This window comes from Gimesia alba (genome assembly GCF_007744675.1).
In the GTDB taxonomy this organism is placed as follows: domain Bacteria; phylum Planctomycetota; class Planctomycetia; order Planctomycetales; family Planctomycetaceae; genus Gimesia; species Gimesia alba.
On sequence record NZ_CP036269.1, the window covers coordinates 2,121,171 to 2,145,940 of the forward strand.

The window sequence follows — 24,770 nt, forward strand, 5'->3', positions numbered from 1 at the left end:
TTCGCGAAAATTCAAAATGGTCTGCTTGTCAACTAAGGCTGACATTCTAAGGTTGCAACAGTAAAGAAAATTGAGTGGCCACTTCATGTTTCAAAACGTTCAATCAAAAACTGAGTTAATAACCTCCCCTCATTGAAGGAGTTCGTTAGATGAAACGCTTATTAAAAACATCAGTGGCATTCGCGACGATTTTAGCTGTTTCGTTTTCAGCCACGTTCACCCATGCCGCTGAGAAAAAAGACATTGTCGACACCGCTGTTAACGCGGGTTCGTTCAAAACACTGGCGGCTGCATTGGGAGCCGCTGATCTCGTAGACGCACTAAAGGGCAAAGGACCATTCACCGTTTTCGCTCCCACCGATGCGGCATTCAAAAAGCTGCCGGCGGGAACAGTAGAAACCCTGTTGAAACCAGAGAACAAAGACCAGCTCATCGCGATTCTGACATACCATGTCGTGCCAGGTAAAGTCGCTTCGAAGGATGTCGTAAAATTAAAAGGTGCCAAGACATTAAATGGACAGCGAGCCGATATTCAGACGCAGGGCGGGAAAGTCAAAGTTGACGGTGCCAGCGTGGAAGCCGTTGACATCGAGTGTTCCAACGGCATCATCCATGTGATTGACAGTGTGATTCTCCCCAGTGAGAAAAACATCGTCGTCACCGCCTCGGAAGCAGAAAAATTCAAGACACTCCTCGCAGCGGCAACAGCAGCAGGTCTGGCAGATGTGCTTGCGAATAAAGGGCCGTTTACGGTCTTTGCTCCCACCGATGAAGCATTCGCGAAACTTCCGGAAGGTACTGTCGCCAGTCTCTTGAAGCCGGAAAATAAAGAAAAGCTGGCAGCGATTCTGAAATACCATGTCGTCGCAGGACGCGTTTACTCCGAAGATGCCTTGGCTGCGGGCAAAGCGAAAACACTGCAAGGCAAGAAGGTGAAAATCAGTGCTTCCAACGGTGTCGCTAAAGTAAATAATGCGAAGTTGCTGGCAACAGACATCGATGCATCAAACGGCGTGATTCACATCATTGATACAGTCATCATGCCTCCTGAGGATAAGAAACTCAGTGCTGTAGAAGCGTGTGAGAAAATCAAGCACACAGTCGCACGCGGGGCCAATTTGTATAATCACGGGCACTATGGTGAAACAACAAAATTATACAAAAAAACGATGCAAACCATGCTGGACAGCGTAGATAACATGCCGGAAGAAATTCGCGTCAACATGAAGCGGGCACTAACCCACTCTGAAAAAATGCACTGCGCCTCACAGCAGGCATGGACCCTGAGACATGCATTGGATCATGCTTACATGCAAATGTCAGCTCTCTAAATGAAAGTACTCTTCCGTTTTGAACTCCCGTGGTCATGGTCTCTATGGCGACGGGAGTTTTTTCAATCGCAGGCAGGTTTTGAGTTTTAATCAATATTCGAGATCAGCGCCTGGATGGAAACTTCGAGCTTTCCGGTACGAAACATTGCCACAATCGCAACGTGCTCGTAATAAATTTTCATTGGATCGTGGGGCTGCTGAAATCCTTCCAGGAAGTGACGCCGCAAGCGGGAGACGAGTGTGATCCAGATCGACATCAAACCCTGTTCCGGTGATCTCGCGACGATGGACTGATGAAACTTGATATCCAGTTCCGCGAGTTGGACATAGTCGTGCGTTTCACAGGCGACTTTCATTTCATCCAGAATCGAATCCCATTCGGCAAAATCCGATTCATCCAGGTCGGCAAAAATCGATTTCAAGGCGAACGATTCAACCGTCTGCCTCAATGGAATCACCAGTTCCTGCATCGAATCAGAAGAAGAGGGCGCCACACGTACTCCACAGTTGGGTTTCGACTCCACCATGCCCTCGTGGGCCAGTTGTTTGAGCGCTTCTCGAATCGGCGCCCGGCTGACCTGAAACCGTTCCGCCAGGCTCACTTCGCGTAACGGCGTGCCTTCTTGAATTCGCCCCGTAATGATTTCCATCCGTAGCAGGTCTACAATTTCTTGCTTCTGATTCTGTGCTAGCTCGGTTTGACTCATAATAGCACCGCTTCTTCATCTCTGGTGAATGGGTTGGCTTTCTGTTTTGGATCATGTTTTGAGTAATTGTAAACAATCATGACCTGGGAATCCAGTATTGGTTAGGAAGATAAATGAGAGTCAGGCTTGCTGTATTGCTTAAAGGTTGTGTTTTGGTTGGTTGTTGTCGATGTGAGAAAAATGCCTTTGGTAAAATTGTATACAATATGTTATGTCTTAAGTTGACAGGCTAGAGTACTTCCGCCAGACTAAAAGAGATGGTGTCATGTTGACTTCCGGGAAGTCGTTCGCGCTCGCCTGATTTGGCTGTGGAGATATTTAGATGACTGTTTCGTTCACTCGATCCCCTGAAAGTGGCTCAACAAACTCTGGTTTTAAATTGCTGGCGCTGTTGTTGCTGACCGTCAGTGTCGGCTTTGCTCCTGTTGCCTCGGCGGCGGAACCACAAGTGAATCTCGGAAACCGTCTGGTCTATCTCGATCAGGATGATCCTTATTACGTCTCGCAGAAATTTCCCAAGCTGGTTACACCCCAATGGTATGGCGATAAAAAGGTCAAAGCGGTCTGCGTGCTCGCCATTGATGACATGCGCGACATTCAGAAGTACGAAGCCTATCTGCGGCCGATTCTGGAACGACTCAAAGAAATCAACGGTCGTGCCGGCGCGAGCATTATGACGTGCCGCGTCGATCCGAACGATCCCCATTTACAGAAATGGATCAAAGAAGGGGTGAGCATCGACGTGCATACCTATGACCATCCCTGTCCACTGTTAAAGGATCGCGACTTCGACAAAGCGAAGGGGACTGTGGATCGTTGTATTGATCTATTGAATGAGATTCCCAACAGCCAGCCCGTTGCCTACCGTATGCCCTGTTGCGATTCATTGAATACAGTCAGCCCGCGATTTTTTACCGAGATCTTTAACAGTCGCTCACCCCAGGGAAACTTTCTGCAAATCGATACGTCGGTCTTTCATGTCTTCACGGCCAATGATCCGGAACTGCCCAAAGAATATGTCCTCGACGCCGATGGGCAGGGGAAAATTGAAAAATACGTCCCCGTCGATCGCGGTTTTGTGAATACGATTTTCGACTATCCTTATCCGTACCCCATCTCGCGACTCTGTTGGGAATTTTCCTGCGTGACTCCCAGTGACTGGTCGGCTCAACATCGACAGAAGAAGAATAATCCACTGACCGTGCGAGACTGGACCGCCGTCCTGGATGCAACCGTCGTCAAACAGGGCACGTTCAATCTGGTCTATCATCCGCATGGCTGGATCAGCAACGAGCAGATCATCAAACTGATTGACCATGCCGTGACGAAGCATGGATCGGCCGTGCAGTTCCTTTCGTTTCAAGATGTGCTTCAGCGAATGAACGAGCATCTACTGGCAGGCCAACCGTTACGAAATGCGAGCGGTGCCGATAATGGCGTGCGACTGCTGGACTTGAACAATGACGGCTTTATGGACGTGGTGATTGGTAATGAACGCGTTCAGAAAACACGCATCTGGAATCCGAAGCAGCAGACCTGGAGTGAATCCAGCTTCCCCACGCGACTGGTGTCTCAACCTGATTCCGAGGGGAATCAGGCCACTCGCAGCCGTTTTGGTGTGCTGAATGGGGAAGTCATTTTATTAACACTGACGCCAGAAAAATCCTCCGCCTGGCGGTTTCACGCGGGAAGCTGGGTTGAAGACAAACGCCTGCTCACAGGCTTGCCAACAGGTAAGGCGGCTCTGTTAACACTTAAGAACGACACCGATCAGGGACTTCGACTGCGAGATTTGAACAACGACGGCCAATGCGAACTCATCGTCTCGAATCCGAAACAACAGGCGGTCTTTGCCTGGTCAGAAACTGATTCCTGCTGGCAGAAATTGCCCTGGTCGCTTCCGGAAGAGTCAACCATTGTTGATGGGAAGGGTCGCGATGCCGGCTTGCGTTTTGCCGACATCAATGAAGATGGTTTTGCGGATGCTCTATTTTCCAATGAGGATCGATATTCACTGCATCTCTTCACATCCCTGAAAGACGGCTGGAAAAAAGTGTTCCAGAAAGAGCGTCAGGACGGCGATGATATGCCTGCGATTTCACGCAACGGCACGAATAACGGCGCCTGGTTTCATTCCAAACATCTCTGGGTACAAAATGAAAATACCGCCAAGCTGAAACATCTGGTCGCGGGCAAATCGTTTGATGAATTATTGGAAGAAGGGGGACCACGGCCCAAGTCTCCCGATGTCGCTTTAAAGACGATCGAAGTCAAACCCGGCTTTCACGTCGAGCTGGTCGCAGCCGAACCACTGGTGCAGGACCCGGTCGCCTTTGACTGGGGTGCAGATGGAAAACTCTGGGTGGCGGAAATGGCCGACTATCCGCTGGGGGTCGATGAATCAGGGGAATTCGCCGGACGTGTGCGTTATCTGGAAGACACCAACGGGGATGGCAAATACGATAAATCAACATTATTCTTAGAGGGGCTGGGCTACCCGACGGGCGTTATGGCCTGGAAAAATGGCGTGATCGTGACCACTGCGCCCGAGGTTTTTTATGCAGAAGATACAAACGATGACGGCAAAGCCGACTTGCACGAATCATTGTATACCGGCTTCGGTGAAGGCAATCAGCAGCATCGGGTGAATGGCCTGCGCTGGGGCCTCGATAACTGGATTTATCTGGCTAACGGAGATTCCGGCGGCGAACTGATCTCGGCAAAGACAAAAGAGAAACTGAAGCTCGGCCGTCGCGATTTACGAATCAGACCCGATGCCGGCTTGATGGATCCGCAGTCGGGGCAAACCCAGTTCGGGCGGGAACGGGACGACTGGGGTAACTGGTTTGGCAGTAACAATAGTAACCCCGCCTTTCATTACGCACTGGCAGACCATTATTTGCGACGCAACAAGAACCTGATTGCACCGAACGCGAAAGTCCAGGTTTCCATTCAACCGGGGGCGGCCACCATCTTTCCCGTCAGTCGCACTCAGGAACGCTTTAATGATTTAAACAAAGTGAATCGCATTACATCCGCCTGTGGACTCTGTTTCTATCGCGATCAATTACTGGGGCCGGAGTTTGTCGGCAATTCCTTTATTTGCGAACCTGTCCACAATCTGGTGCATCGGGAAATCGTTTCACCCAAAGGGACTACCTTCACCAGCCAACGTGCCGAGAGCGAACAGAGCTCTGAGTTCATGGCGTCGACGGACAACTGGTTCCGTCCCACCATGGCGCGCACAGGCCCCGATGGAGGATTATGGGTCGTCGATATGTATCGACACGTGATTGAGCATCCGCAATGGATTCCCAAAGCGATGCAGGAAAAACTCGATCTGCGGGCCGGGAAAGAGCAGGGTCGGATCTACCGCGTCGTCCGCGACAATACGCCGCTGCGTCCGGTTCCCCGTCTGGATCAGTTGAATAACGCCGAACTGGTACAGGTTCTGGAATGTCCGAATGGGACACAGCGCGACATGGCACATCAGTTGATGGTCAGCAGAAAAGATAAGGCGGTCGTCCCGGAATTAAGGAAAATGGTGCATCACGGCAAATCTGCCACCGCCCGCCTGCATGCTCTGTGTGTTTTGGAGGGGCTGGGGCAGGTTTCGAATGAAACCGTATTAGCCGCTTTGAAAGACAAGCATCCCGGCGTACGCCGCCATGCGATTCGGATCAGCGAAGCAAAGTTGAACGAATCTCCGGAAATCGGACCGCAGTTACTGCAACTCGTCAGCGATCCAGATCTACAACTGCAAATGCAATTGGCGTATTCTCTCGGCGAGTGGAACGCGCCGCAAGCGGGGACGGCGTTGGCGCAAATGGCGCTCGCTCATGATGACGATGCCTTTTTGCGTACCGCCATTCTGAGCTCGGTCGGAACTCATCTGGATTCATTTACGGCAGCACTGTTTCAGGAGCTGGACGGCAAGCAGCCGCCCACACAGATTTTCAATTCTCTGGTCGCGATGACGGTTTCTGCCAATCAGCAGCAGGCACTCGCACAAATTTATGACAGGGTGGGGCAACGTTCGGCCGGGAAACCATTCGAACCTTGGCAGTTTCAGGCGGTTGCGACATTGCTCAATTCATTGAGTCGGCGGAATCAGACGCTGCCTCAATTTTATCAACGAGCGAATCCGCGTCTACAGGCCGCCCTGGATCAATTGAAGCCGCTGTTTCAGGAGGCCCGCACTGTCGCCGGCAATGAAAGTGCGTCTGTCGAAAACAAAAAGCAGGCATTACCGTTACTGGGTCGAGGATTTGATCAGCGGGAGCAGGATCTGGAACTGCTGGCTGAAATGCTCTCTCCGCGCAACTCGCGTCAGCTCCAAAGTGCAGCGGTACAGGCACTCACGCAGTTTGGCAGCCAACGCACGCCTGGAACGTTGCTCGAACGCTGGAAAAGTTTCGGTCCCGGCTTACGCGTAGAAGTTTTGAGTGCCCTGTTAAGCCGCCAGGCATGGGCCCATTCTGTGTTAACTGCCCTGGAGCAGAAAACCATTCTCGCTTCCGACATCGATGCCTCCAGCCGACAAATATTACTGAGCCACAAAGACAGCAAGCTGCGTGAAAAAGCAAAGAACTTGCTCGCTGCTTCTGTCGATTCCAATCGGGCAAAAGTGATCGAGAAATATGCTTCGATTTCTTCACTCAAAGGCAATTCCCAAGCCGGACATCAGATTTTTGTCAAACGGTGTTCTGTTTGTCATCAACTCAACAAGGAAGGCAAGCCGATTGGCCCTGATCTGTCTGCATTGACGGATAAATCAGAGCGGGCCTTGTTAACGGCAATTCTGGATCCGAACCGGGCAATTGAAAGTAAGTACCTCAGCTATCTCGCGGTCACCGTGAATGGTTTAACCTTTAATGGCCTGCTCACTGCAGAAAGTGGCGAGAGCATCACGCTGATTCAGAATGATGGGAAACAGAAAACGTTGCTGCGTGATGATCTGGATGAATTGTTGAGTACCGGCAAGTCTTTGATGCCGGAAGGGCTGGAAAAAGATATGAGTCACCAGGATCTGGCCGACCTGATCGCTTATCTGAATACAGCCGAACTACCGCGAAAAACGTTTGCCGGGAATGAGCCGGCGGTCGTCGAGGCCGAAGCGTTGCGCGGCGATTATTTTCTGATTCCCCAGCTTGCGGAAATTTACGGCAATACTCTGAAATTCGAGAACAAGTACAAAAACCTGGGATACTGGCAGAGCGAAAACGATCGTGCGGTCTGGACTTTGAATGTCCCCCAATCCGGTAAGTACGATGTCTATCTCGAATTTGCCGTTCCCAAAGAAGCGGGCAACCGGGGGTTACTTGAAGTGGCGGGGCAACGTCTGACCTGGAGTGTGCCGGGAACGGGGAGTTGGGACGTCTATCAAAGTCGAAAAATTGGAACCATCAACCTTCCTGCCGGTAAACCAAGGCTCGCGATTCGCAGTGAGGGAAAGATCAACAATGCTTTATTAGACTTGAAAACGATCCGCCTGCGAGTTTCCAGTCAGTAGTTGATCATTCATAACGACATGATGTGCCCGATGCTCTTCTTTTCATGAATTGGGGCCGCTGGACCTGGGATGCTATTTCAGGCAGACTGCGCGGTTGCGCTGAGCTAAACTATTGCGTTCCTGCAGGTTGTTCCGATTATATGCTCTTCAGATTACCTGATTTCTGGGCACATAATAACTCAGCAGATCTCGAAATAATTGGTGGAAATCAGGTGTAAACGCCAACATTCTACCGTTATTGGAGGTAGTTAAGATGAGATCAACCTGAAGATTCAAATTATGTTCTCACTTTTCAGGGATATTACGCTGACTTTCAAAGAAATCGATTGCGTAAATTTTTTTTATGCACGATGATTCTGTATATCTATAAATGCCTCATTTAAATATCAGTGGAAAAACCTGGCCAAATAGCGATTCCCGATGAGGAACTGGCTGGCCTATGAAATGGATTTGATTCTAAGCAGGCAGAAAAGTCAGAATGTTTTGTCTCCTGTATCCCTGTCCAAGACAATCGATCTGAGGGAAGTCACAAGTGTCGGACGAAGGTTTTAAAAATCGTGCCAGTGAAGAAGAAACCGTCGATGAGTTTCCGCCTGTAGATATTAGCCAGGAGGAAACGGTCGACGAAATTCCGCCGATCAATATCAATGAAATCGACAAAACCGTGATTGGCGCGGATAGTGCTGCGGAGAAAGCAGGCAATCAATCGGTTGGGCCTTCCGCAGACAAAGCCGCGGCCTGGATCGGACGTCAGTTAGGCAAGTACCAAATCACTGGCCTGTTGGGGCAGGGAGGCATGGGGGTTGTTTATCAGGCGCATGATTCAACGATTGAACGCGATGTCGCCATCAAGTTGTTGCCCGCGGAACTGGCATCTGACAAAAAAATGCTGGACCGCTTTCTGGCAGAAGCCAAAGCGGCTGGTCGTTTAACCCACCCGCATGTGGTCTCGATTCATGAGATCAGCCAGGAAGGCGATGTCTATTTTATCGTGATGGAGTTGATGACCGGCGGTAGTGCCGACGATCATCTGGAGTCGATCGGTCCCTATTCTCCCCTGGAAGCAACCCGAATTATTGCCGACGCCTGTGAAGGATTGATGGTCGCTCATGCTTCCGGCCTCGTTCATCGGGATATTAAGCCGGGGAATTTATTGCAGTCAAAACATGGGACCATCAAAGTTGCGGACTTCGGCTTAGCAAAACGGGTTATTCAGCAGTCACAACAATTGACTCAGGACGGGCAGCTGATCGGAACGCCTTACTTCATGAGCCCCGAACAGTGTGAATCGAAAACCGTTGATAATCGAAGTGACATCTATTCGCTGGGAGCAACTTATTACACACTGCTCACCGGAGATCATCCCTATGAAGATGCCGGCAGCATCGTACAGATTATGTATGCCCACTGTCATGCCGATGTACTTGATCCGCGGGATGTGGATTCTAAGATTCCGGATAAGTGTGCTGTAATTATTCAGAAGGCCATGGCCAAAAAGCCGGAAGACCGCTACCAGTCTGCAGAGGAAATGCTGACTGATTTAAAAGCCGTGGAAACCGAATCCGAACGATACGGTGATACAAAAGTTCTCAATCAGGAAGATCTGAAGGATATCTCAAAACGTAAGAATGAAACGTCACCCTTAAAAGGCAAGATTTTTAATGCGGTCATTTTTACTGTGACGTTTCTGCTGTTAACTCTGGTTCCCTACTATTTCTGGACGAATCGAGAACAGCATGAGACGACTGGCAAACCTGCCAAAGTAAGTCCGACGAATCAGAAACTGGCGCAAGGCATCACTGCCGACAAGATTATTTTAGGTACATCCACTGCCATGTCAGGGGCGAATAAAGAGCTGGGTAGTAATATGGTGATGGGCATGCAGGCCTGTTTCAAATCGGTGAATGCAGCGGGAGGCATTGGTGGCCGCAATCTTGAACTGATTGTCAAAGATGACGGCTATGAGCCTGATCAGGCACACGAAAATATGCACCAACTCTTTGAAGGTGATAAAGTATTTGCTGTGATCGGAAATGTTGGTACACCGACCGCGAACAGGACCGTGCCTTATGCTAATGAGAATAAATACCTGTTTTTTGCCCCGATGACCGGAGCGAAAAGTCTCAGGCGAGATCCTCCCGATCGCTATGTGTTTAATCTGCGTGCCAGTTACGCTGACGAAACAGAGGCCATGGTTCACTATTTCGTAGAGAAAAAACGGATATCCCCGGACAAAATCGCAGTCTTTGCGCAAAACGATTCCTTTGGTGACGATGGGTTTGCGGGCGTTGCCAAGGCACTGGAAAAATATAAAGTTCAGCCGGAAAATATCCTGCGTGTCGGCTATGAGAGAAATACAACACAAATCACAGAAGCCGTCAAGACCATCGAACAGAATAAAGACCGTGTTGAAGCGTTGATCATGGTGGCGACCTTCAAACCGGCTGCGTTGATGGTTCAGCAAATCAAGGATCGCAAGCTCAACATACAGGTGGCCGCTGTTTCCTTTGTCGGCAGTGAGTTGCTGGCACAGCAGTTCAAAGAAATGGGGGCCGATTATGCCGAAGATGTGATTGTGACTCAGGTGGTGCCCTATTATCTTTCCAGCGCCAGTGGAGTGCTGCGCTACCGGGCAGCAATGAAAAAGTTTTATCCATTATCGAAACCAGGTTTTGTCTCTCTGGAAGGCTTCCTGGCTGCGGAATGTTTTGTGGAAGGTTTGAAGAAAACGGTCGCTTCCGGAGAAGCCTTGACCACAGAGAATGTCATTAATTCCCTGGAACAGATCAATAATCTGGATTTGGGAATCGGGCCGATTATTAACTTCGGCCCCTCACGACATCAGGCGTCCAATCGGGTCTGGGGGACTGTCTTGGATAAGAAAGCGCAATACAAAGAACTGGAAATGCAGTAAGTCTTTGTTATTAAATAGATTGCGTTCGATTCTCAATAGAGCGATTGCCTGGCTGCGGTTAGAAAAGTCAGCAGTTCTTCAGTAGCAATCGTTCTCCCGTATTCGTTATTGAGAATACGCTGGCCTGGTAATTCTGTGCTGCCGTTTGACTCATATTCGCATTTTCTCGCGGAATTGAGTCGTTGCCTTAAGTATTACGCCGCATAGGAGTTGCAGTTTTCCTCATTTACAGAGTCTGCTGCTTTTAATCAGCCAGTGAGACCTTGCGTTGGACTGAGAACTAAGATCATCGACTTTAGAATGTCTTAAAGGGCCAACATGAATTCTGAAAATCGGACAGAGACAATTTCGGCTGCTGCAGTCGCTACCGAGTGCATCACTCTGGATGTGCTGGCGAGTCAGTTTGTTGACGAGCATCGGCGGTGGTTGAACCCCTCGATCGAAGCGTATGCTCTGACCTATCCGGAATACGCTGACGAAATTCGTGAGAGCTTCCCCGTATTGATCGCGATGGAACAGTGGAAGGGGAATCAGGAGTTTTCCAGTTTACGACGGCAGCTGCCTGAACCGGACAGTATCAAACAACTGGGGGATTGCCGCATCACTCGCGAACTCAGCCGCAATCGAACTTCGATTTTATATGAAGCGGTTCAAGGAAAATGGAATCGCCGTGTATTGGTCAAACTACTGCCCTGGAAATCAGAAATGACGCCCCGCTGGCGAGAACGATTCGAGCGTGAAGCACGTCTGGTTGCGCGACTACGTCATCCGAATATCGTGTCGTTTTATAAATCGGGAGAAGATCAGGGATATTGTTTTTCAGTGACGCAACAGGTCGATGGGGTTGGCCTGGATCAAATCATTGAGTACTTCGCAGGTGAGAGTCAGTTTTCTCAAAAGAATATCGGAAAACAGAAACATCGTGATCAGATAGCAGCCATCGCACACAGTTTGCAGGAGAATCGCTGGCGTGCCTTGACTGGTATCGCATTACAGGTAGCGGATGCATTGAGATACGCGCATAGCCGCGAAACGTTACACAATGATCTGAAGCCGGAGAACATCTTAATTGATGCAGCAGGTCATGTCTGGGTCAATAATTTTAGTCTGGCCCAGTTTGCAGAGGGCGCTCTCAAACAGCAGCCGGCAAAGACATTGTGTTATCAGGCGCCCGAACGGTTTCAGGGACAGAATCATGAGCAAGGCGACATTTACTCTCTGGGGATGGTGTTGTATGAACTGGCGACTCTCTCGCCGGCGTTCCCTTCCTCAAATTCAAGTGAGCTCGTCGAGCAGATTTTAAATCAGGAACCGTTAAGACCACGCGCGCAGAATCCGTCGATCCCCGTCAATTTCGAATCCATGATTTTAAATTGCATCGCAAAGTCACAGCAGCAGCGGTATCAATCAGTCGAAGCACTCAGCATTGATCTAGTCCGATTGATTCATGGCAAATCTGTCAAGCGTCGCACAAGCTCTCTCGGTGTTTTCAACAGGATCAGGTTTCCCTTCTGGAACCACAATTTAAGTCAGCAGTCAGAGTAGAGACGGGTTTTATTAAGTCAACCTAAACGAAAGTTGTCTCATCTGCGGAAGGGAGGCCCGTTCCTGTCACGTGGCCGCGGTGGCTGTCTGTTGTCTCGTGGGCGTGGTGGTCCGTCGCCCCGTTGGGGCCGTCGATTTTGTTTAGGCCTGTGACGTACTGCCTCTGGGAATTTGGATTTAAATTGCGCTTCATATTGATTGTATTTATCCCACAGCAGGATGCTATTCAGTTCATCTCCTGAATATTGATAAAGCTCAGAAAGCTTCTCTGTGGCATTCAACAGATCCTCATAGATGTCAGCAGAATCCGGTTGTGTTTTCTGTTCTGTTTCCAGGATCTTGATGGCATTTTCCATGAGTGGAATTGCTTCGGCTTCACTTCCTTTTCTTTCCAGAATATTTGCCAGCATGATTTCAAACCTGGCTAGCCAGGTTTGATGTTCTGGCACTTCCGGAAATTGGTTCGCGAGTTCTCTCTGTAATCTGATAGCTGTTCTCAAGGAGCGTTCGCCTGTATCATGGCGAAGTCGTACTTTGTCTGAATCCGGACTTCCATCAGTCAAAATATCCATTGCATGCGCCAGTTTATTATGGGCATGGATCAGCGAGATTTTGTATTCCGGGATCGTTGGATAATCGGAAACCAGGCGGCTGGCATGCTGAATCGCGTTTTGCAGACGTTTCGCAATGGTCTCTTCAATGTCCCTGGGGGTTGCATTGCGAAGCTCGATTCGCTCATAGGATTTCACCACAGCCTGTCGATAGTCGGCAACATGCGGATATTCCCGAACCAGGTTCTCCAGAATTTGAAGCACACGCGCTTGTTTTTCTGTATCCGCCTGAGATTGCGGATATTGATTTGAGATTTGTTCCTGCAGACAGAGGGCCAGTAAGTAGCGATATTCCGGCTTCGCATGATCGGAATTCACTAACGGCTCCAGAATATCAATGGCCTTCTGCGAGAGAGCCTGATTCGCCTCTGATTCGTCTTCCGTTGCAGGGAAGCGAGGCGCCTGATGAGGAACAGAGTGTGGTTTCACTTGACCGGGACGTACTTTATGTGACATCAGAAAATAGGAACGTGCCAGTTCAAAACGGAGCGCAGGTTGATCCGGGTTTTTCGCGAGTTCCTGTTTCAGCAACTGCTCCGCTTTCAGGTAGGAATCCTTGGCAGACGTCAGTTGATTCAGGTACCAGTGAATTCGACCGATTTCATTGAAGAGTGTGGCGATCGTGAGAGGATCTGCTTCAACCGAGTTTTGATTGTACATTTCGAGCGATTTTTGATACGCGGCAAGTGCTGATTGATAATCTCCCAGTCGGCGATGAATGTCACCAACCTTGTGCTGTGCATTGGCCGCTTTGATTTGAAATTCGCGTTGTGATCCTGTTGATTCTGCCAATTGTTCATAGAACTGAATCATTCCTGCCAGTAAATCAGCTGATTCCCGGGACAAAACCGGTTCTGAATAGTCGGCTGCCGATGTGTTGCTTTCTGTTGACTGGGCGCGGCTGGGGACAAAGCGATTGAAAACGCGGTCCAGGGCTGCAGTTGCCAGTTGAGATGATGCTTCTGCTCGCTTTCGTTCCCGTCGTTCATTTTCAAATCCGACTGCCAGCGAGATTCCCAACAGTAGCAGCAGGCTGAATGCAATTCCGGATAAGCTGGCAATCGCCGGGTTACGACGGCTCCAGCGCCACAACTGCTCGAAGAGTGTCACGCGTCGGGCACGGATCGGCCGATTCTCGAGAAATCGATTCAGGTCATCTGCCAGGTCGCTGGCCTTCTGGTAACGATGTTTCGTATCCGCTGCAATCGCCTTCTGGATGATCGTTTCCAGATCGCGGGGAATTTCGGAATTGATCCGCCTGAGCGGTGGAATCGCCCCCCGCGTGATCAGTTCGATCATTGCATGACGGCTGGTGCGTTCAATTGCGGGACGTTTGGTTAATAGTTCGTAAAGTGTAATTCCGAGACCATAGATATCACTCTGGCGGCAGGTTTCTCCTCGAAACATTTCGGGCGCCATATAACCGAGTGTGCCCGCCATGTCGGTGGATTTACTCAGATCGCTCTGTTCAGCCGCACGTGCCAGTCCAAAGTCCGTGATGCAGAGCAGACCATCCCGGTCTAAAAGTAAATTTCCAGGCTTGATGTCACGATGTAAAATACCGCGATCATGTGCATATTGTAACGCGTTCGCGGCCTGAATGCCGAGCGCTGCAATATTTTGAGGAGAGCCGACATACTTATCAAATTCAGGACCGATGTTGTGGAAAGACCTCGATTCGTCCTGCTGTCTGACTTGCGAGTCATCACTGTGAGAGAGCGAGGTGTCACTGCCCGCCTGCGTCAGAGTATTGTTTCCTGCTGCGATCTGTTTCAAATCGCTGTCGGCAGCAGTCACCACGATTTTCTGCGTCAGTTCATCCAGACCAACGCCTTCGATCAATTGCATCACATAGTAGTGAAAACCGCTGTTCTCGCCGACACCGAAGACCGGTACGATGTTGGTGTGATGCAGCGAAGCCGTTAATTCGGCTTCCCGGCGAAATCGCCTCAGTTGTTTTTCATCCATTAGCGAATGACGCGGCAACAGTTTTAACGCGACGCGCCGATTGAGTGATTCCTGGATAGCTTCATAGACCACACCCATGCCACCTCGCCCAATTTCTCGGACGATTTTAAAGTCACCCAGTTGTTGTGGTGTACTGGCGCCTAAGGAGACTTTACCATGGGCCTGGTCGGCATGTTTTCCACCTTCCAAAGCAGCAATGGCAGGAAAGAACTCTGCAATCTCACTGGCAAAATCAGAGTAGCGTTTCGCGTATTCAGAAACCTCAGGGTTCTCGCCGTTACGAATCTGACTGATGAATTCATCAGCGATTTGCTCCAGGTCGGGCGGATCCGGAGGCGTCAGATTCTTAGTTGCGTGATGTGAGTCGGGAGATAACATTGCCTGCTGTCCTGTTGATATGGTCCTGCAATAATACTCGCTTCACGGACGGCTGATTACTCAATAATACCGGGAATCTGCACCAGAATGGAGCGTAATCTGGTTAAGGCTCGAAAATATCGCATACTTGCTGTTTTGGGTTCGATTTCAAGTACTTCCGATGCTTCCAGGTTTGATAATTCTTCAAAATGACGCAGCACCAAAATCTCGCGATCAATTTCATTCAGACTCTCCAGAGCCTCATGCAATTGTGCGGCCAGTTCTTCTTTGAGCGCAGCCTGACTCGGAGACGTCATGTCGCCCAGCAAGACATCGGCGATTTGAAATGAAGTCGATGCCGAAAATACTCTGCGCTTCGCTTTGACTTCTCGTCTGACATCTCGCTTTTGCGCTCCCAGATGACGGCGGTGTACGTCGATCAAAGTTTGTCCGATGATCGTCCGCAGCCAGATGAAAAATGTGGTCGCCGGGTCATTCAGATAATGTTCAATCCGCGTGGCCGCATCCAGATATGCTTCTTGCAGAATATCATCTGCATCTACTCGACCGAGCAGTCGCCGATCAAGCCGAAAATTCACAATTCGCCACAGACGGTCTCGGTACTGGTTATATTCTTCCGCAAGCACGCCTTCCGGGTCCTGTCGTAACCGGTTCAGAAACTTTTCTTGATCTTCGTGCTCATCCAACAATTAACGTATCTCCCGATCGGTATCCAAATCATTGACGGCAATGATTCTAACCGATTGCTTCCGCAGACGACAAGGCGGATCATTCTGGCTCGATTACAGGGGTTATAAGGCTTATGCGACCCCTTGAGGTGAAACGTACAATGGTTGAGGCTACCAGAGTTTACTACGCGAGATCCCCTGATTTTGACGGATTGGAACTAGAATTTAGCCAGAAATTCAATCCGAGCACCGGAGGCAACGCCCCGTGACTCCTGCTTGGCTACAAAGCTGTCGAGCAGCATGATCCAATGTTGGCCGATCGCTTTTTGATAGCGGATGGCGCCCCCGATGGCACCATCATTGACGTCGTTAGTATCTTTGCGGCCACCGATTTCGAAAATGAGCTGCTGTCGGGTCTTATCATAGAAGAGTTGGTATCCCAGACTGGCACCCGCGACATCGGTTGCCTGGTTACTCAAGGGAGCACCATATTGTCCCAGTCCAGAGGCGGCAAACAGCAGACCAACCTGTCCCAGCGGTCCGCCGGCCAGTGTTCCTCGTGCGGGGGATGTAAACTGGTCGATGGCCCAAAATGCATTGAAGTAGACCAGGTCATTCGAGTGATGTGGTGTTAAAGAGATCTGACTGAAGAGCAGTTCTCCCTGTCCGGAGGCTGCCGTTTCGCCATCGTGAGGAAATGAGCCCAGTACCTGGAACGAAGTATTGTAAGTATTGTGGAATCCGTGCAAACGCTGAATCGCACTCAATCCGAAAGCGGTCATACTGCCGAATTGCGGGTTGCTGGAGTTGACGGTCGCTACATCGGCGTTGACCGTACTGACTTCAAAGTCCGTTTCAGAGAAGATACCATACATTGTGGAGTCGGGGTCATGGACGTTGTTATTCCGGTTGATGTCCCCCTCAACATACACGCCGGTCACGCGCATATTCAGAACACCTCCACCGTTGATTGTATTCCGCGTGACGGTGACCGCATCCACCATGTCTTCGTTGATTAACAATCCCTGTTGAAACGACATCGGCTGACGCCCAACGGAAAACCCAATGTCGTATCGATGCACGTCATAGGGATCCAGATTCGGAAACAGTTCGCCAAAATCGCCTTCAAAAAACAGAGTTTGAATGTCGGCGTTGAGTCCATCAAGCCATTCTCCATCGTGGAACTCATAGCTTGTAAACAGTCGTGAGGCAGTCAACTCCTTATCAAGTGACCGCAGACCAACGAGAATGCGTTCTGTACCGGAAAGGTTCAATTGTCCAAACAGATCGAGTCGGTTGGCCCATTCGGTGACGTTGGTCCCGGCACGGTTATTAAAATAGTTCAATCCGGTTCGGTAAGTACCAAATACCCAGAACGAAGGCCGCCAGACGGCACCTGTGGGAATCTCGATTCCCTGGTTCAGGAATCCGACTCCCAGAAATTTTTCGTTGGTCTCAATCAGCAGGTCAGGACGTTCGGGAATCGGTTGTATGCCGATGGGAAAGTCATCCAGAGGTGTTTCAGGAGCGTAATGTTCGGAGCAAAGCAACCACTGGCCGAAATGTGCCAAGGGTTCAGCCGGCGATGCTAACGCATCCATTGCCATCTCGCCCAGCTTCCAGTAGAGGGGCTCGGAATCGTGATACACGTTCGGATCATATTCCACGCGATCAGCGTAGGGATTGATATAGTAGTCGTCAAATTCATCATACTCATCAGCTGCCTGTGTTTCTTCTGCCATTTCCGGAGAAGGGGGCAGGCTGGCGACACCCGGGGCATCTGGCGCTTGCGCATGAACAATTCCCGAGTACAAAAGAAATGCACTCGTTAGAATCAGGAACAGGAATTGTTGTTTCAATTTTCTCATTAAGCTGATTCAATATTAAGGAATACAGACGGTATCCACTTTTTCGTACAACACCATATGTCCGTCGACAACGCCATCTGCGACATCACGGGCAGACATGCCATAGTCAAACCCCACGTCCGAGATCTCATGCACTAGATTTACCGGCACCATGCCTGCAATCAGTTGAACGCGAATCGTATAATTACCCGGTCCCGTGAGTTGCTTTCGTGAAACATGATAGTTTGCCAGGCGATTGCTTCTGGGGGGAATGTTTTGCTTTTGCTTACGTGCCCCAATCGGACGCCCCAAAACCGTAAAGGGGCGCGTCGCTGGCCGAAAGTAAGGCAGTGGGTCGAGAGAATAAGGCACATTCAGAACCTGCTCACGTTCACCACCCCGAATGTTGCGGGTAATGAAACGTGATTGCAGAGTGAATAACTGCCGGTCAATCGGTATCTTTCCGTTGTGCACATACAGGGAGTGAGAGTCGCGAATATCGCCATTCGGATCGAGGTCTCCGGATTGAAAGACGAGTTGCCCATTTTGGTCCCAGACCATGGTCCGTAGAAAGACAACGCGTTCCGCGTCAAACCCGGTGGGGACGCCATGTCCCAGTGTAATATTCGAAACGGGGACCGAGAAATCCAGTCCATACCACTTCGCTTTTTCAACTTGAATTTCACCTAAATGATAGCCTGCTCTCAAAAGCTGCAGTCTTTGGGTAGCGGCCTCTCCCAGTAATTCGTATTGGTCATTCAGAATGAGCCGTGCTTTAATTCGTGTGACTTGATTGTCCCAGGGAGGGGGAAAGTAAGTCTCTTTCGTAACGTGTTTTTCAAATTCAGGAGTACCCCAGCCGGCGGCATCATCAAAGCAGAGCCATTCTCGCATGGTAGCGAGCCCCTGATCGGGTGAGGGGCTAGAATTTTCTTCTTTGATCGCTTTCGGATTATGCGGAAACAGGCCGCGATGAATAATCGGATAGTCAGGGCCAATCATCATATGGTTTGTATGTTTGCGAACCGGTGTAGGCACATTTCCAACAATGGCTGCAGGCGAAAAGGAATATCCTGAAGGGACGCCAGGAACGACACCCATGTGACAATCCTGACAATTTTCTTTGCACTGCTTGGCAGAAGGAGAATGTTTGAATTCACTGAAAGCGTCCTCCAATCGGAAGCCGTTAGGGGCAAACACATCGTGACAACTGCCGCAGAAACCAGGTGTGGTCAGTTGAAAGAATTCATACGCTTCTGCATGAATTGCACGCCCTCGAATTGCAGGATTATCGGTTGTTTTCAGAACGCCATATTTATCCGGATTCGCCAGAACTTCAGCCAGAATTTCTCCGCCCGACGGTCCATAAACTGCCTGGTTAATATCTCCACTCACCAGCGCCTGACGACCTGCAATTCCTTTTCCCCATGCCTGATTGATGCGGTGACAGGTTACACAGGTCACACCTTCACGCGAAGAAGGGGGGCGATCCAGATTGCTCATATCAATGGGCTCGGATAACGCCATGCCGACGGGGGTATGACAGCGGATGCAAAAATCACCCAGCGTGCCATTATTGAGTTTGATCAGTTTGTTCGACATCGCGTTAAACACGGGACTCAACTGGGCATAAGCATGCGGTGAGACCGACCATTCGCGATAATGCTGTGGGTGACATTTGCCACATTTGGCAGCAGACGGGAATGGATCATTTTCATAGCACTCGGCATGGGCCTGATCAACGGCAGCTTGTAGAAGTTCGTCAAGCTTTGTGGCGGTTGTCGCTTTGGTGTTGCTTGCAGTTGCGGAAGCAGTTCGAACGTTGGACAGCCTGATGAGTCCCGGGTCTTCCGCTTGAACGTATTGAAAATAGATGTTGGGTAGAAGAATACCCAAAACGACGATCGAAAACGCCAGATAGCGTCCGATCTTGATTTCATTCCTGCAAGGAGAGGATTCCATTCCTGCACTCCCGATTTACATTGCCTGGAATAAGCAAAGTATGACTACAAATTTTGGTTGATGCGCAACACTCCTGTCGCAGGCCTAATAGTCATAATCGGTATAATCGGAATAACTGTTGAATATTAAACCAGATAACTGGAAAGAAAGAGGAGAAAATACATATTCGTATAAACATGTATTCTTTGGCTTTCGGGCTGCCCCACCTTCTCCCGGGACGTTTTTTAGTGCGGCTTCAGGCTTGAATGCATGTCATTTCTTGAGTGTGACCACACCATCCCAGTTAAAGGGGGCTTTATAATTATGACTGGCAATCTGGAGCAGTAAAAAATCTCTGGCACGATCTTTGGGGGGCAGATGCCCTAACAGATCAAGCGAACTGTCCCAGTCACCATCAATAAATGCATCCACGGCTGCTTCAAAGTCTTTAATATTCTGATTTGAAATCGAACTCTTTCCCTCAGTGGGTAGTAGTTCATAGACCGAAAGCGGGGCTTCTAATCCTGGGGGACGAAATAAACCGAGATGGCGACAACGTCCTTCAGATTCGGGAAGCAGATTTCGTACATCAGAGGCGGTCGCTTCATCAATTAGAATCGGCACCCCCAGTTGCTTTGTCATCCCCTCCAGGCGAGAGGCCAGATTGACCACGGGGCCAAAAACACCGACTTTCGCCTGCTCGCGCGTTCCAATCTTGCCGGCAATGGCGTTGCCACGTGTGATACCGATTCCAACTTCGAAACCACTCAACTCATTGAAATGAGTACTGTTCGAAATCTTGAACATCTGTTGAATTCGCAGCGCGGCAAGACAGGCAGGAAGCGCTCCTTTCGTCAACGGCAGAGGCCAGCCCCAGAAACCAAGCGCACTATCCCCCTGGAAGTCTGCGATGACCCCATTCTGACTACTGATGCTTTGAGTCATGACGCCCAGGGCGTTCTTCAAACGATCCAGAAACTGTTGTAAATTTTTCCCTGCCTGTTCCGTCATATGTGAGAAACGTCGCAGGTCGCAGAATAAGACAGCTGTTTCTGTTTCCGTTGGTTCCAGTGAATGTTTGGCGTTCTCCTCAGAAACGACTTTGATGATCGCGGGAGAGAAAAACTGTTCTATGCCGGAAAATCGGTCTTCCAGCTTTCGTACGCGACGAATGGCAGACAGCATATGAGCCAGCAGTTCGACAAGATTCAAATCATCCTGTAAATCATTCGTAGATAAATAGGCCTGTGAAGGCGAATCTTCACCAAAGCGACCGCAGATATAGAGGCACCATTTCTGGTTTCCCTCTGTTTTGACTGGAGTACAGAACGCCCAGCGGCCATTGGCAAGCGGCGTCCCTTTGCGACTGCTTTCTACTTCGATGGCAGTCTCGCCTTTTCGGATAGTGTCACGAACCAGCGATCTGATGATCGTAACGCGCCGAAAACCGGGAACGGGTTGTTCCCAATGGGCGACATTCCATTTTTTCGGACCATCACTTTGGATCACAGCGACCACGTCTGCATGTGGCATCACATCCTTGAGTAGGAGAGCCGCCTGTTTTGCCAGGTTTCCTTCATCTTTGCAAAGCCATAAACTGGGAACGGCTTTGGAGACGGTTTCGATTCTGAGGTCTGTAATCCGCAGACTGGCTTCTGTTAATATCCCAGAATCGGTATCCAGATCGTCTAGAATCTCCAGAACTCCGGAATTGGATGATCGTTCAATCGACTGAAACTGAGTCTCACCAATCTGAAACGAATCGCCTACTGAGATCGTCAACTCGCTATGAAATTGCTCGTCAAACTTGATTTGGTTCAGTACACTGGGAAAACAACGGATATTCAGCTGATCTTCATTGCGTTGGAATTCAGCATGCATCCGTGAAATGGTAGAATCCCAGGGAATGGCACAATCGTTGTCAGCGCTCCTACCTAACAACATTTTTTGCGATTCAGGAATATGCCATTCAATTTTTTCGCCCGGCCTTGGCCCTTTTGCAATGAGATGTATCATTGAGTAGGTCCCGTTTGTCGTCTGTCTCTTAGTGGATGTGCTTTGCATAGTATTGACAATGAGGGTTCGGACATGTTTGAATTTATAAAGATCACAGGGCCCTACCTTTAAAACGGATATTCTGCCGGGCGGTAACCGCTCTTCGTCCAATTCGTCAGAAAATCTTCAAACTAGTCAATAAAATCACGTAGTATTACAATTAGTATACTCGTTAATGAATAAGAGTCGTATTGTTATAGCATCGTACTCTAAGAGGTAATTTTAAGAGAGTTTTGGTTCAGATACGACCATTACAATCCTTAAATTTACTCTATCCCGTCTCCCATTCACATGCAAAGAAAGTTTCTCAGAATGAATCTTGCCGAACGCAGATTTCGCTTTCTCAAATCAGCTAGTTGCCTGTTCACTTTGATGGTGGTTTGCCTGGTTCTGCAAGCCGTTATTTCAGTCTATTCCGAGAAGATGTATGCAACCGAATCTGCAGCAGCTGCATCCTCATTTGTGTCGACCGATGCAGAGTCAAAAGCAGAACAAACGAAAAAAACGATGGGTGTCGTTGCAGCCGACTGTAAGAAGTGTCATCCTTCTGAAGTTGCAGCCTGGATGAAAACGGTGCACTTTCAATCTCCCGATGAACGACTCTTTAAATTTGAAGGGAACACAAAAAAGTACGCAACGGCAATGGGACTGACGAGTGCCGACTTACAGGGCGATTCCATGTGTGCGGACTGTCATGGTACAAAGGCAGTCAGAGACGGCCAGGTCAAAGTAATTTCGGGAGTTTCATGTGAAAAGTGCCATGGTGCTGCCGGCGGAGAGGATGGCTGGCTCAATCGTCATCAGTCTTATCATGCCAGCATGCCAATTTCTCGTGCTGAAGAGACTCCAGAGCACCGTGCGGAACGGCTCAAGTTCTGTGACCAGGCTGGCATGAAACGCTCTTCCGATATTTATGGTCTGTCCAAATCCTGTTTTAAATGTCATATCGTTGGAAATGAAAAATTGATCGCTGCGGGACATAAGGCGGCAAGTGCCTTCGATTTTGTTTCCTGGACGGGTGGAGAAGTCAAACATAATTTCCTCGTTGACAAAACCAAAAATGCCGATGCCCCTTCATTGTGGATGGAACGAACTGGGGGAACTGCAGAAAATCGCAAGCGAGTCAAGTTTGTGGTTGGCACTTTAGTTCAACTGGAAACCGCACTACGAGCACGCGCTAAAGCAACAAACCCCGCTGTCATTCCACAAATAAGTGGGATTATCGCAGCGGCAAACGGCAAGCTGTCACAGATCAATGCTGCTGCTCCCACGCCGGAAGTTCAAGCGGTTATCAATCTCATCACACCTATGTTCGGGACACTGTTCGCGCCGCTGCCAACCGATAAAGAGACTTATACGAAGGCTGCTGATGAAGTCGCGGAACAGGCAAAACTATTTGCCAAAAAATATGATGGTGCTGATTTTTCCAAACTCGATTCTGTCATCAAACGCTATCCTCCACACTATTCTCAGCAGTTTCAGGACAAGTATCTGAATAAATAAGAAGTCTCGACCAGTTCCACACCAGCAACAAGTTGTACTCCCATGTCAGAACCTTCGATTTCACGTCCGCGTCGCTGGGATAAACCTTTCTCGCTCGAACCAGGCAGCGAGGAAGAAATGACAGATGCAGATGTGGAAATCCTTCTGAAGAAGCCACCCTTTTCGCAGATTGACCCCGCTGGATTTAAGCGGTCTCTACCTCTGCACGACATCATTAAAAACGATGCACGGGTAGTTGGGTTTGACGATGGTGACATTGTTGTGCGGCGGGGAGACTGGGGAAATTCAGCCTTCTTTATTTTATCTGGTAATGTGCGTGTCGGTCTGGAAAGAGGAAAGCCAACTCTGCCTGATGAAATCCTGGGGCGGCGCCATCATAAGGTTAAAAACCTATGGGAATCTTTTTCACAACTCTGGCGAAATCACAGTGTACCTGAAGTCCGTAAACTAGATTCTGTGTTTTCCAAGTCTGAGTTGAAAACACGTCATGCGCACAACAGCACTCGAATCTATCTTCAGGAAGTCTCGGCTGTTCTCGATAAATACCATACCGCACGACTTGAAACAGGACATTGGTTTGGTGAACTGGCAGCGCTGGGCCGAACCAGCCGCGTCGCTACCGTGTTTTCGGAAGGGGTTTCACAGCTCCTTGAAATTCGCTGGCAGGGAATTCGCGATATTCTGCGACATGATCAGAATGGAAAACTGAAACAATATATCGAGGACGCGTTCCGCGAACGGGCTCTAGCTGCCTTCCTGCGAACAACTCCCTTGTTTCATGACTGTCAGCCAGAATTGATGCAACGGATTGTAGATCAGGTTGAATTTCATACTTTTGGCAACTATGACTCTCCGAAACCGTTTAAAGACTTAATCGAGAATCAGGATCATGCGACTGAGGGCGGGGAACCCGTTATCATCCGTGAAGGTGATTATCCCAGTGGCATCGTCATGATTCGTAGCGGCCTGGCCCGTATCAGTCAGCGGCATTATAACGGCCGACGTACAATTGGTTATTTATCTCCCGGTCAAATCTTTGGATTGGATGAAATTCGGGCTGAAGTACAATCGCTGACACCCGTTGGCTGCCGTACACAACTGAGTGCGATAGGACACCTGAACGCGGTGCTTGTGCCCACGCCACTTGTTGAGGAATTACTCAAGCAAAACGACTCTACCGGGGCCGCAGATCTGCATGAAGTCAAAACACACGTTTCGGATTCAGGCAGCCACTCGGTTAAAATCAATGATGATACGCTGCTCAGCCAGTTGGTCGATCAGAATTTTGTCCAAGGAACATCACTGATGGTGATTGACCTTGAACGTTGTACACGTTGCGATGATTGCGTCCGCGCCTGCTCTACCGCCCATGACAATAATCCCCGGTTTATTCGCCATGGGCCCATTCTCAATCAATATATGATTCCCAATTCCTGCCTGCATTGTGTGGATCCGATCTGCATGATTGAGTGCCCTACAGGTGCAATCTTTCGCGATTTTGCTCAAGGTGATATCATCATCAACGAACAAACCTGTATTGGCTGTGCCCAGTGTGCCAGCAACTGTCCATTTGATGCGATTCGTATGGTTGATATTCGAGATTCCAAAGGAAATATTATCGTCGATTCCAAAACGCGTTCACCCCTGACTCAAGCCACAAAGTGCGATTTGTGTATCGACCAGAGAGGCGGACCGGCCTGCGAACGTGCTTGCCCGCATGACGCACTCTTTCGTGTGGATATGCAGGATGCGTCTCAAGTGGGAGAGGTGTTTTCACGATGAAACACTTT

12 protein-coding genes are annotated in these 24,770 nt (G+C 49.4%); 6 read left to right on the plus strand and 6 right to left on the minus strand.

The features are described from left to right. Positions 1-149 precede the first annotated feature (149 nt). Positions 150-1,331: a fasciclin domain-containing protein gene (locus tag Pan241w_RS08080; protein ID WP_145213548.1), complete on the plus strand. Its 1,182-nt coding sequence runs from the start codon at positions 150-152 to the stop codon at positions 1,329-1,331. 86 nt (positions 1,332-1,417) lie between these two features. Here Pan241w_RS08080 and Pan241w_RS08085 read toward each other — a convergent pair whose 3' ends face one another. Beyond that, positions 1,418-2,038: a GntR family transcriptional regulator gene (locus Pan241w_RS08085; RefSeq protein WP_145213551.1), complete on the minus strand. Its 621-nt coding sequence runs from the start codon at positions 2,036-2,038 to the stop codon at positions 1,418-1,420. 322 nt (positions 2,039-2,360) lie between these two features. On the opposite strand from Pan241w_RS08085, the gene Pan241w_RS08090 reads away from it, so the two are divergent. From Pan241w_RS08090 to Pan241w_RS08100, 3 genes are all read left to right on the plus strand, one after another. Continuing rightward, on the plus strand, positions 2,361-7,550 hold the full coding sequence (locus tag Pan241w_RS08090) for a PVC-type heme-binding CxxCH protein (RefSeq protein ID WP_145213554.1): 5,190 nt from the start codon (positions 2,361-2,363) through the stop codon (positions 7,548-7,550). Positions 7,551-8,082: 532 nt separating this feature from the next. Then, complete coding sequence (locus Pan241w_RS08095; RefSeq protein ID WP_145213557.1) at positions 8,083-10,464, plus strand: ABC transporter substrate-binding protein; 2,382 nt, start codon at positions 8,083-8,085, stop codon at positions 10,462-10,464. Between the two features lie 318 nt (positions 10,465-10,782). Beyond that, positions 10,783-12,009, plus strand: a complete 1,227-nt coding sequence (locus Pan241w_RS08100; protein WP_145213560.1) for a serine/threonine protein kinase — start codon at positions 10,783-10,785, stop codon at positions 12,007-12,009. A gap of 38 nt (positions 12,010-12,047) precedes the next feature. Here Pan241w_RS08100 and Pan241w_RS08105 read toward each other — a convergent pair whose 3' ends face one another. From Pan241w_RS08105 to Pan241w_RS08125, 5 genes are all read right to left on the minus strand, one after another. Then, a complete protein-coding gene (locus tag Pan241w_RS08105; RefSeq protein WP_145213563.1) occupies positions 12,048-14,966 on the minus strand; it encodes a serine/threonine-protein kinase in 2,919 nt (972 codons plus the stop codon). A gap of 56 nt (positions 14,967-15,022) precedes the next feature. Beyond that, positions 15,023-15,655 carry a sigma-70 family RNA polymerase sigma factor gene (locus Pan241w_RS08110; protein WP_145213565.1) on the minus strand — a complete coding sequence of 211 codons (633 nt, stop codon included), beginning with the start codon at positions 15,653-15,655 and terminating at the stop codon, positions 15,023-15,025. A 197-nt stretch (positions 15,656-15,852) separates the two neighbouring features. Next, on the minus strand, positions 15,853-17,502 hold the full coding sequence (locus tag Pan241w_RS08115; RefSeq protein ID WP_145213568.1) for a hypothetical protein: 1,650 nt from the start codon (positions 17,500-17,502) through the stop codon (positions 15,853-15,855). 15 nt (positions 17,503-17,517) lie between these two features. After that, positions 17,518-19,443, minus strand: coding sequence for a multiheme c-type cytochrome (locus Pan241w_RS08120; RefSeq protein ID WP_145213571.1), 1,926 nt, complete (start codon positions 19,441-19,443; stop codon positions 17,518-17,520). Positions 19,444-19,695: 252 nt separating this feature from the next. Beyond that, positions 19,696-21,438, minus strand: coding sequence for an adenylate/guanylate cyclase domain-containing protein (locus Pan241w_RS08125; RefSeq protein ID WP_198000398.1), 1,743 nt, complete (start codon positions 21,436-21,438; stop codon positions 19,696-19,698). A gap of 351 nt (positions 21,439-21,789) precedes the next feature. Here Pan241w_RS08125 and Pan241w_RS08130 point away from each other — a divergent pair, with 351 nt between their 5' ends. Together Pan241w_RS08130 and Pan241w_RS08135 are read left to right on the plus strand one after the other, a co-directional pair. Continuing rightward, complete coding sequence (locus Pan241w_RS08130) at positions 21,790-22,980, plus strand: multiheme c-type cytochrome (RefSeq protein ID WP_198000399.1); 1,191 nt, start codon at positions 21,790-21,792, stop codon at positions 22,978-22,980. Positions 22,981-23,022: 42 nt separating this feature from the next. Next, entirely contained in the window at positions 23,023-24,762 is a 1,740-nt protein-coding gene (locus Pan241w_RS08135; RefSeq protein ID WP_145213580.1) for a cyclic nucleotide-binding domain-containing protein, read from the plus strand. Positions 24,763-24,770: the final 8 nt, after the last annotated feature.

Bases quoted from the DNA above. Each gene is read 5' to 3' on its own strand.
- Pan241w_RS08135 (WP_145213580.1), top strand. From the start codon at position 23,023: ATGTCAGAACCTTCGATTTCACGTCCGCGTCGCTGGGATAAACCTTTC.
- Pan241w_RS08100 (WP_145213560.1), top strand. From the start codon at position 10,783: ATGAATTCTGAAAATCGGACAGAGACAATTTCGGCTGCTGCAGTCGCT.
- Pan241w_RS08130 (WP_198000399.1), top strand. From the start codon at position 21,790: ATGAATCTTGCCGAACGCAGATTTCGCTTTCTCAAATCAGCTAGTTGC.
- Pan241w_RS08085 (WP_145213551.1), bottom strand. From the start codon at position 2,038: ATGAGTCAAACCGAGCTAGCACAGAATCAGAAGCAAGAAATTGTAGAC.
- Pan241w_RS08120 (WP_145213571.1), bottom strand. From the start codon at position 19,443: ATGGAATCCTCTCCTTGCAGGAATGAAATCAAGATCGGACGCTATCTG.
- Pan241w_RS08115 (WP_145213568.1), bottom strand. From the start codon at position 17,502: ATGAGAAAATTGAAACAACAATTCCTGTTCCTGATTCTAACGAGTGCA.
- Pan241w_RS08080 (WP_145213548.1), top strand. From the start codon at position 150: ATGAAACGCTTATTAAAAACATCAGTGGCATTCGCGACGATTTTAGCT.
- Pan241w_RS08090 (WP_145213554.1), top strand. From the start codon at position 2,361: ATGACTGTTTCGTTCACTCGATCCCCTGAAAGTGGCTCAACAAACTCT.
- Pan241w_RS08105 (WP_145213563.1), bottom strand. From the start codon at position 14,966: ATGTTATCTCCCGACTCACATCACGCAACTAAGAATCTGACGCCTCCG.
- Pan241w_RS08125 (WP_198000398.1), bottom strand. From the start codon at position 21,438: ATGATACATCTCATTGCAAAAGGGCCAAGGCCGGGCGAAAAAATTGAA.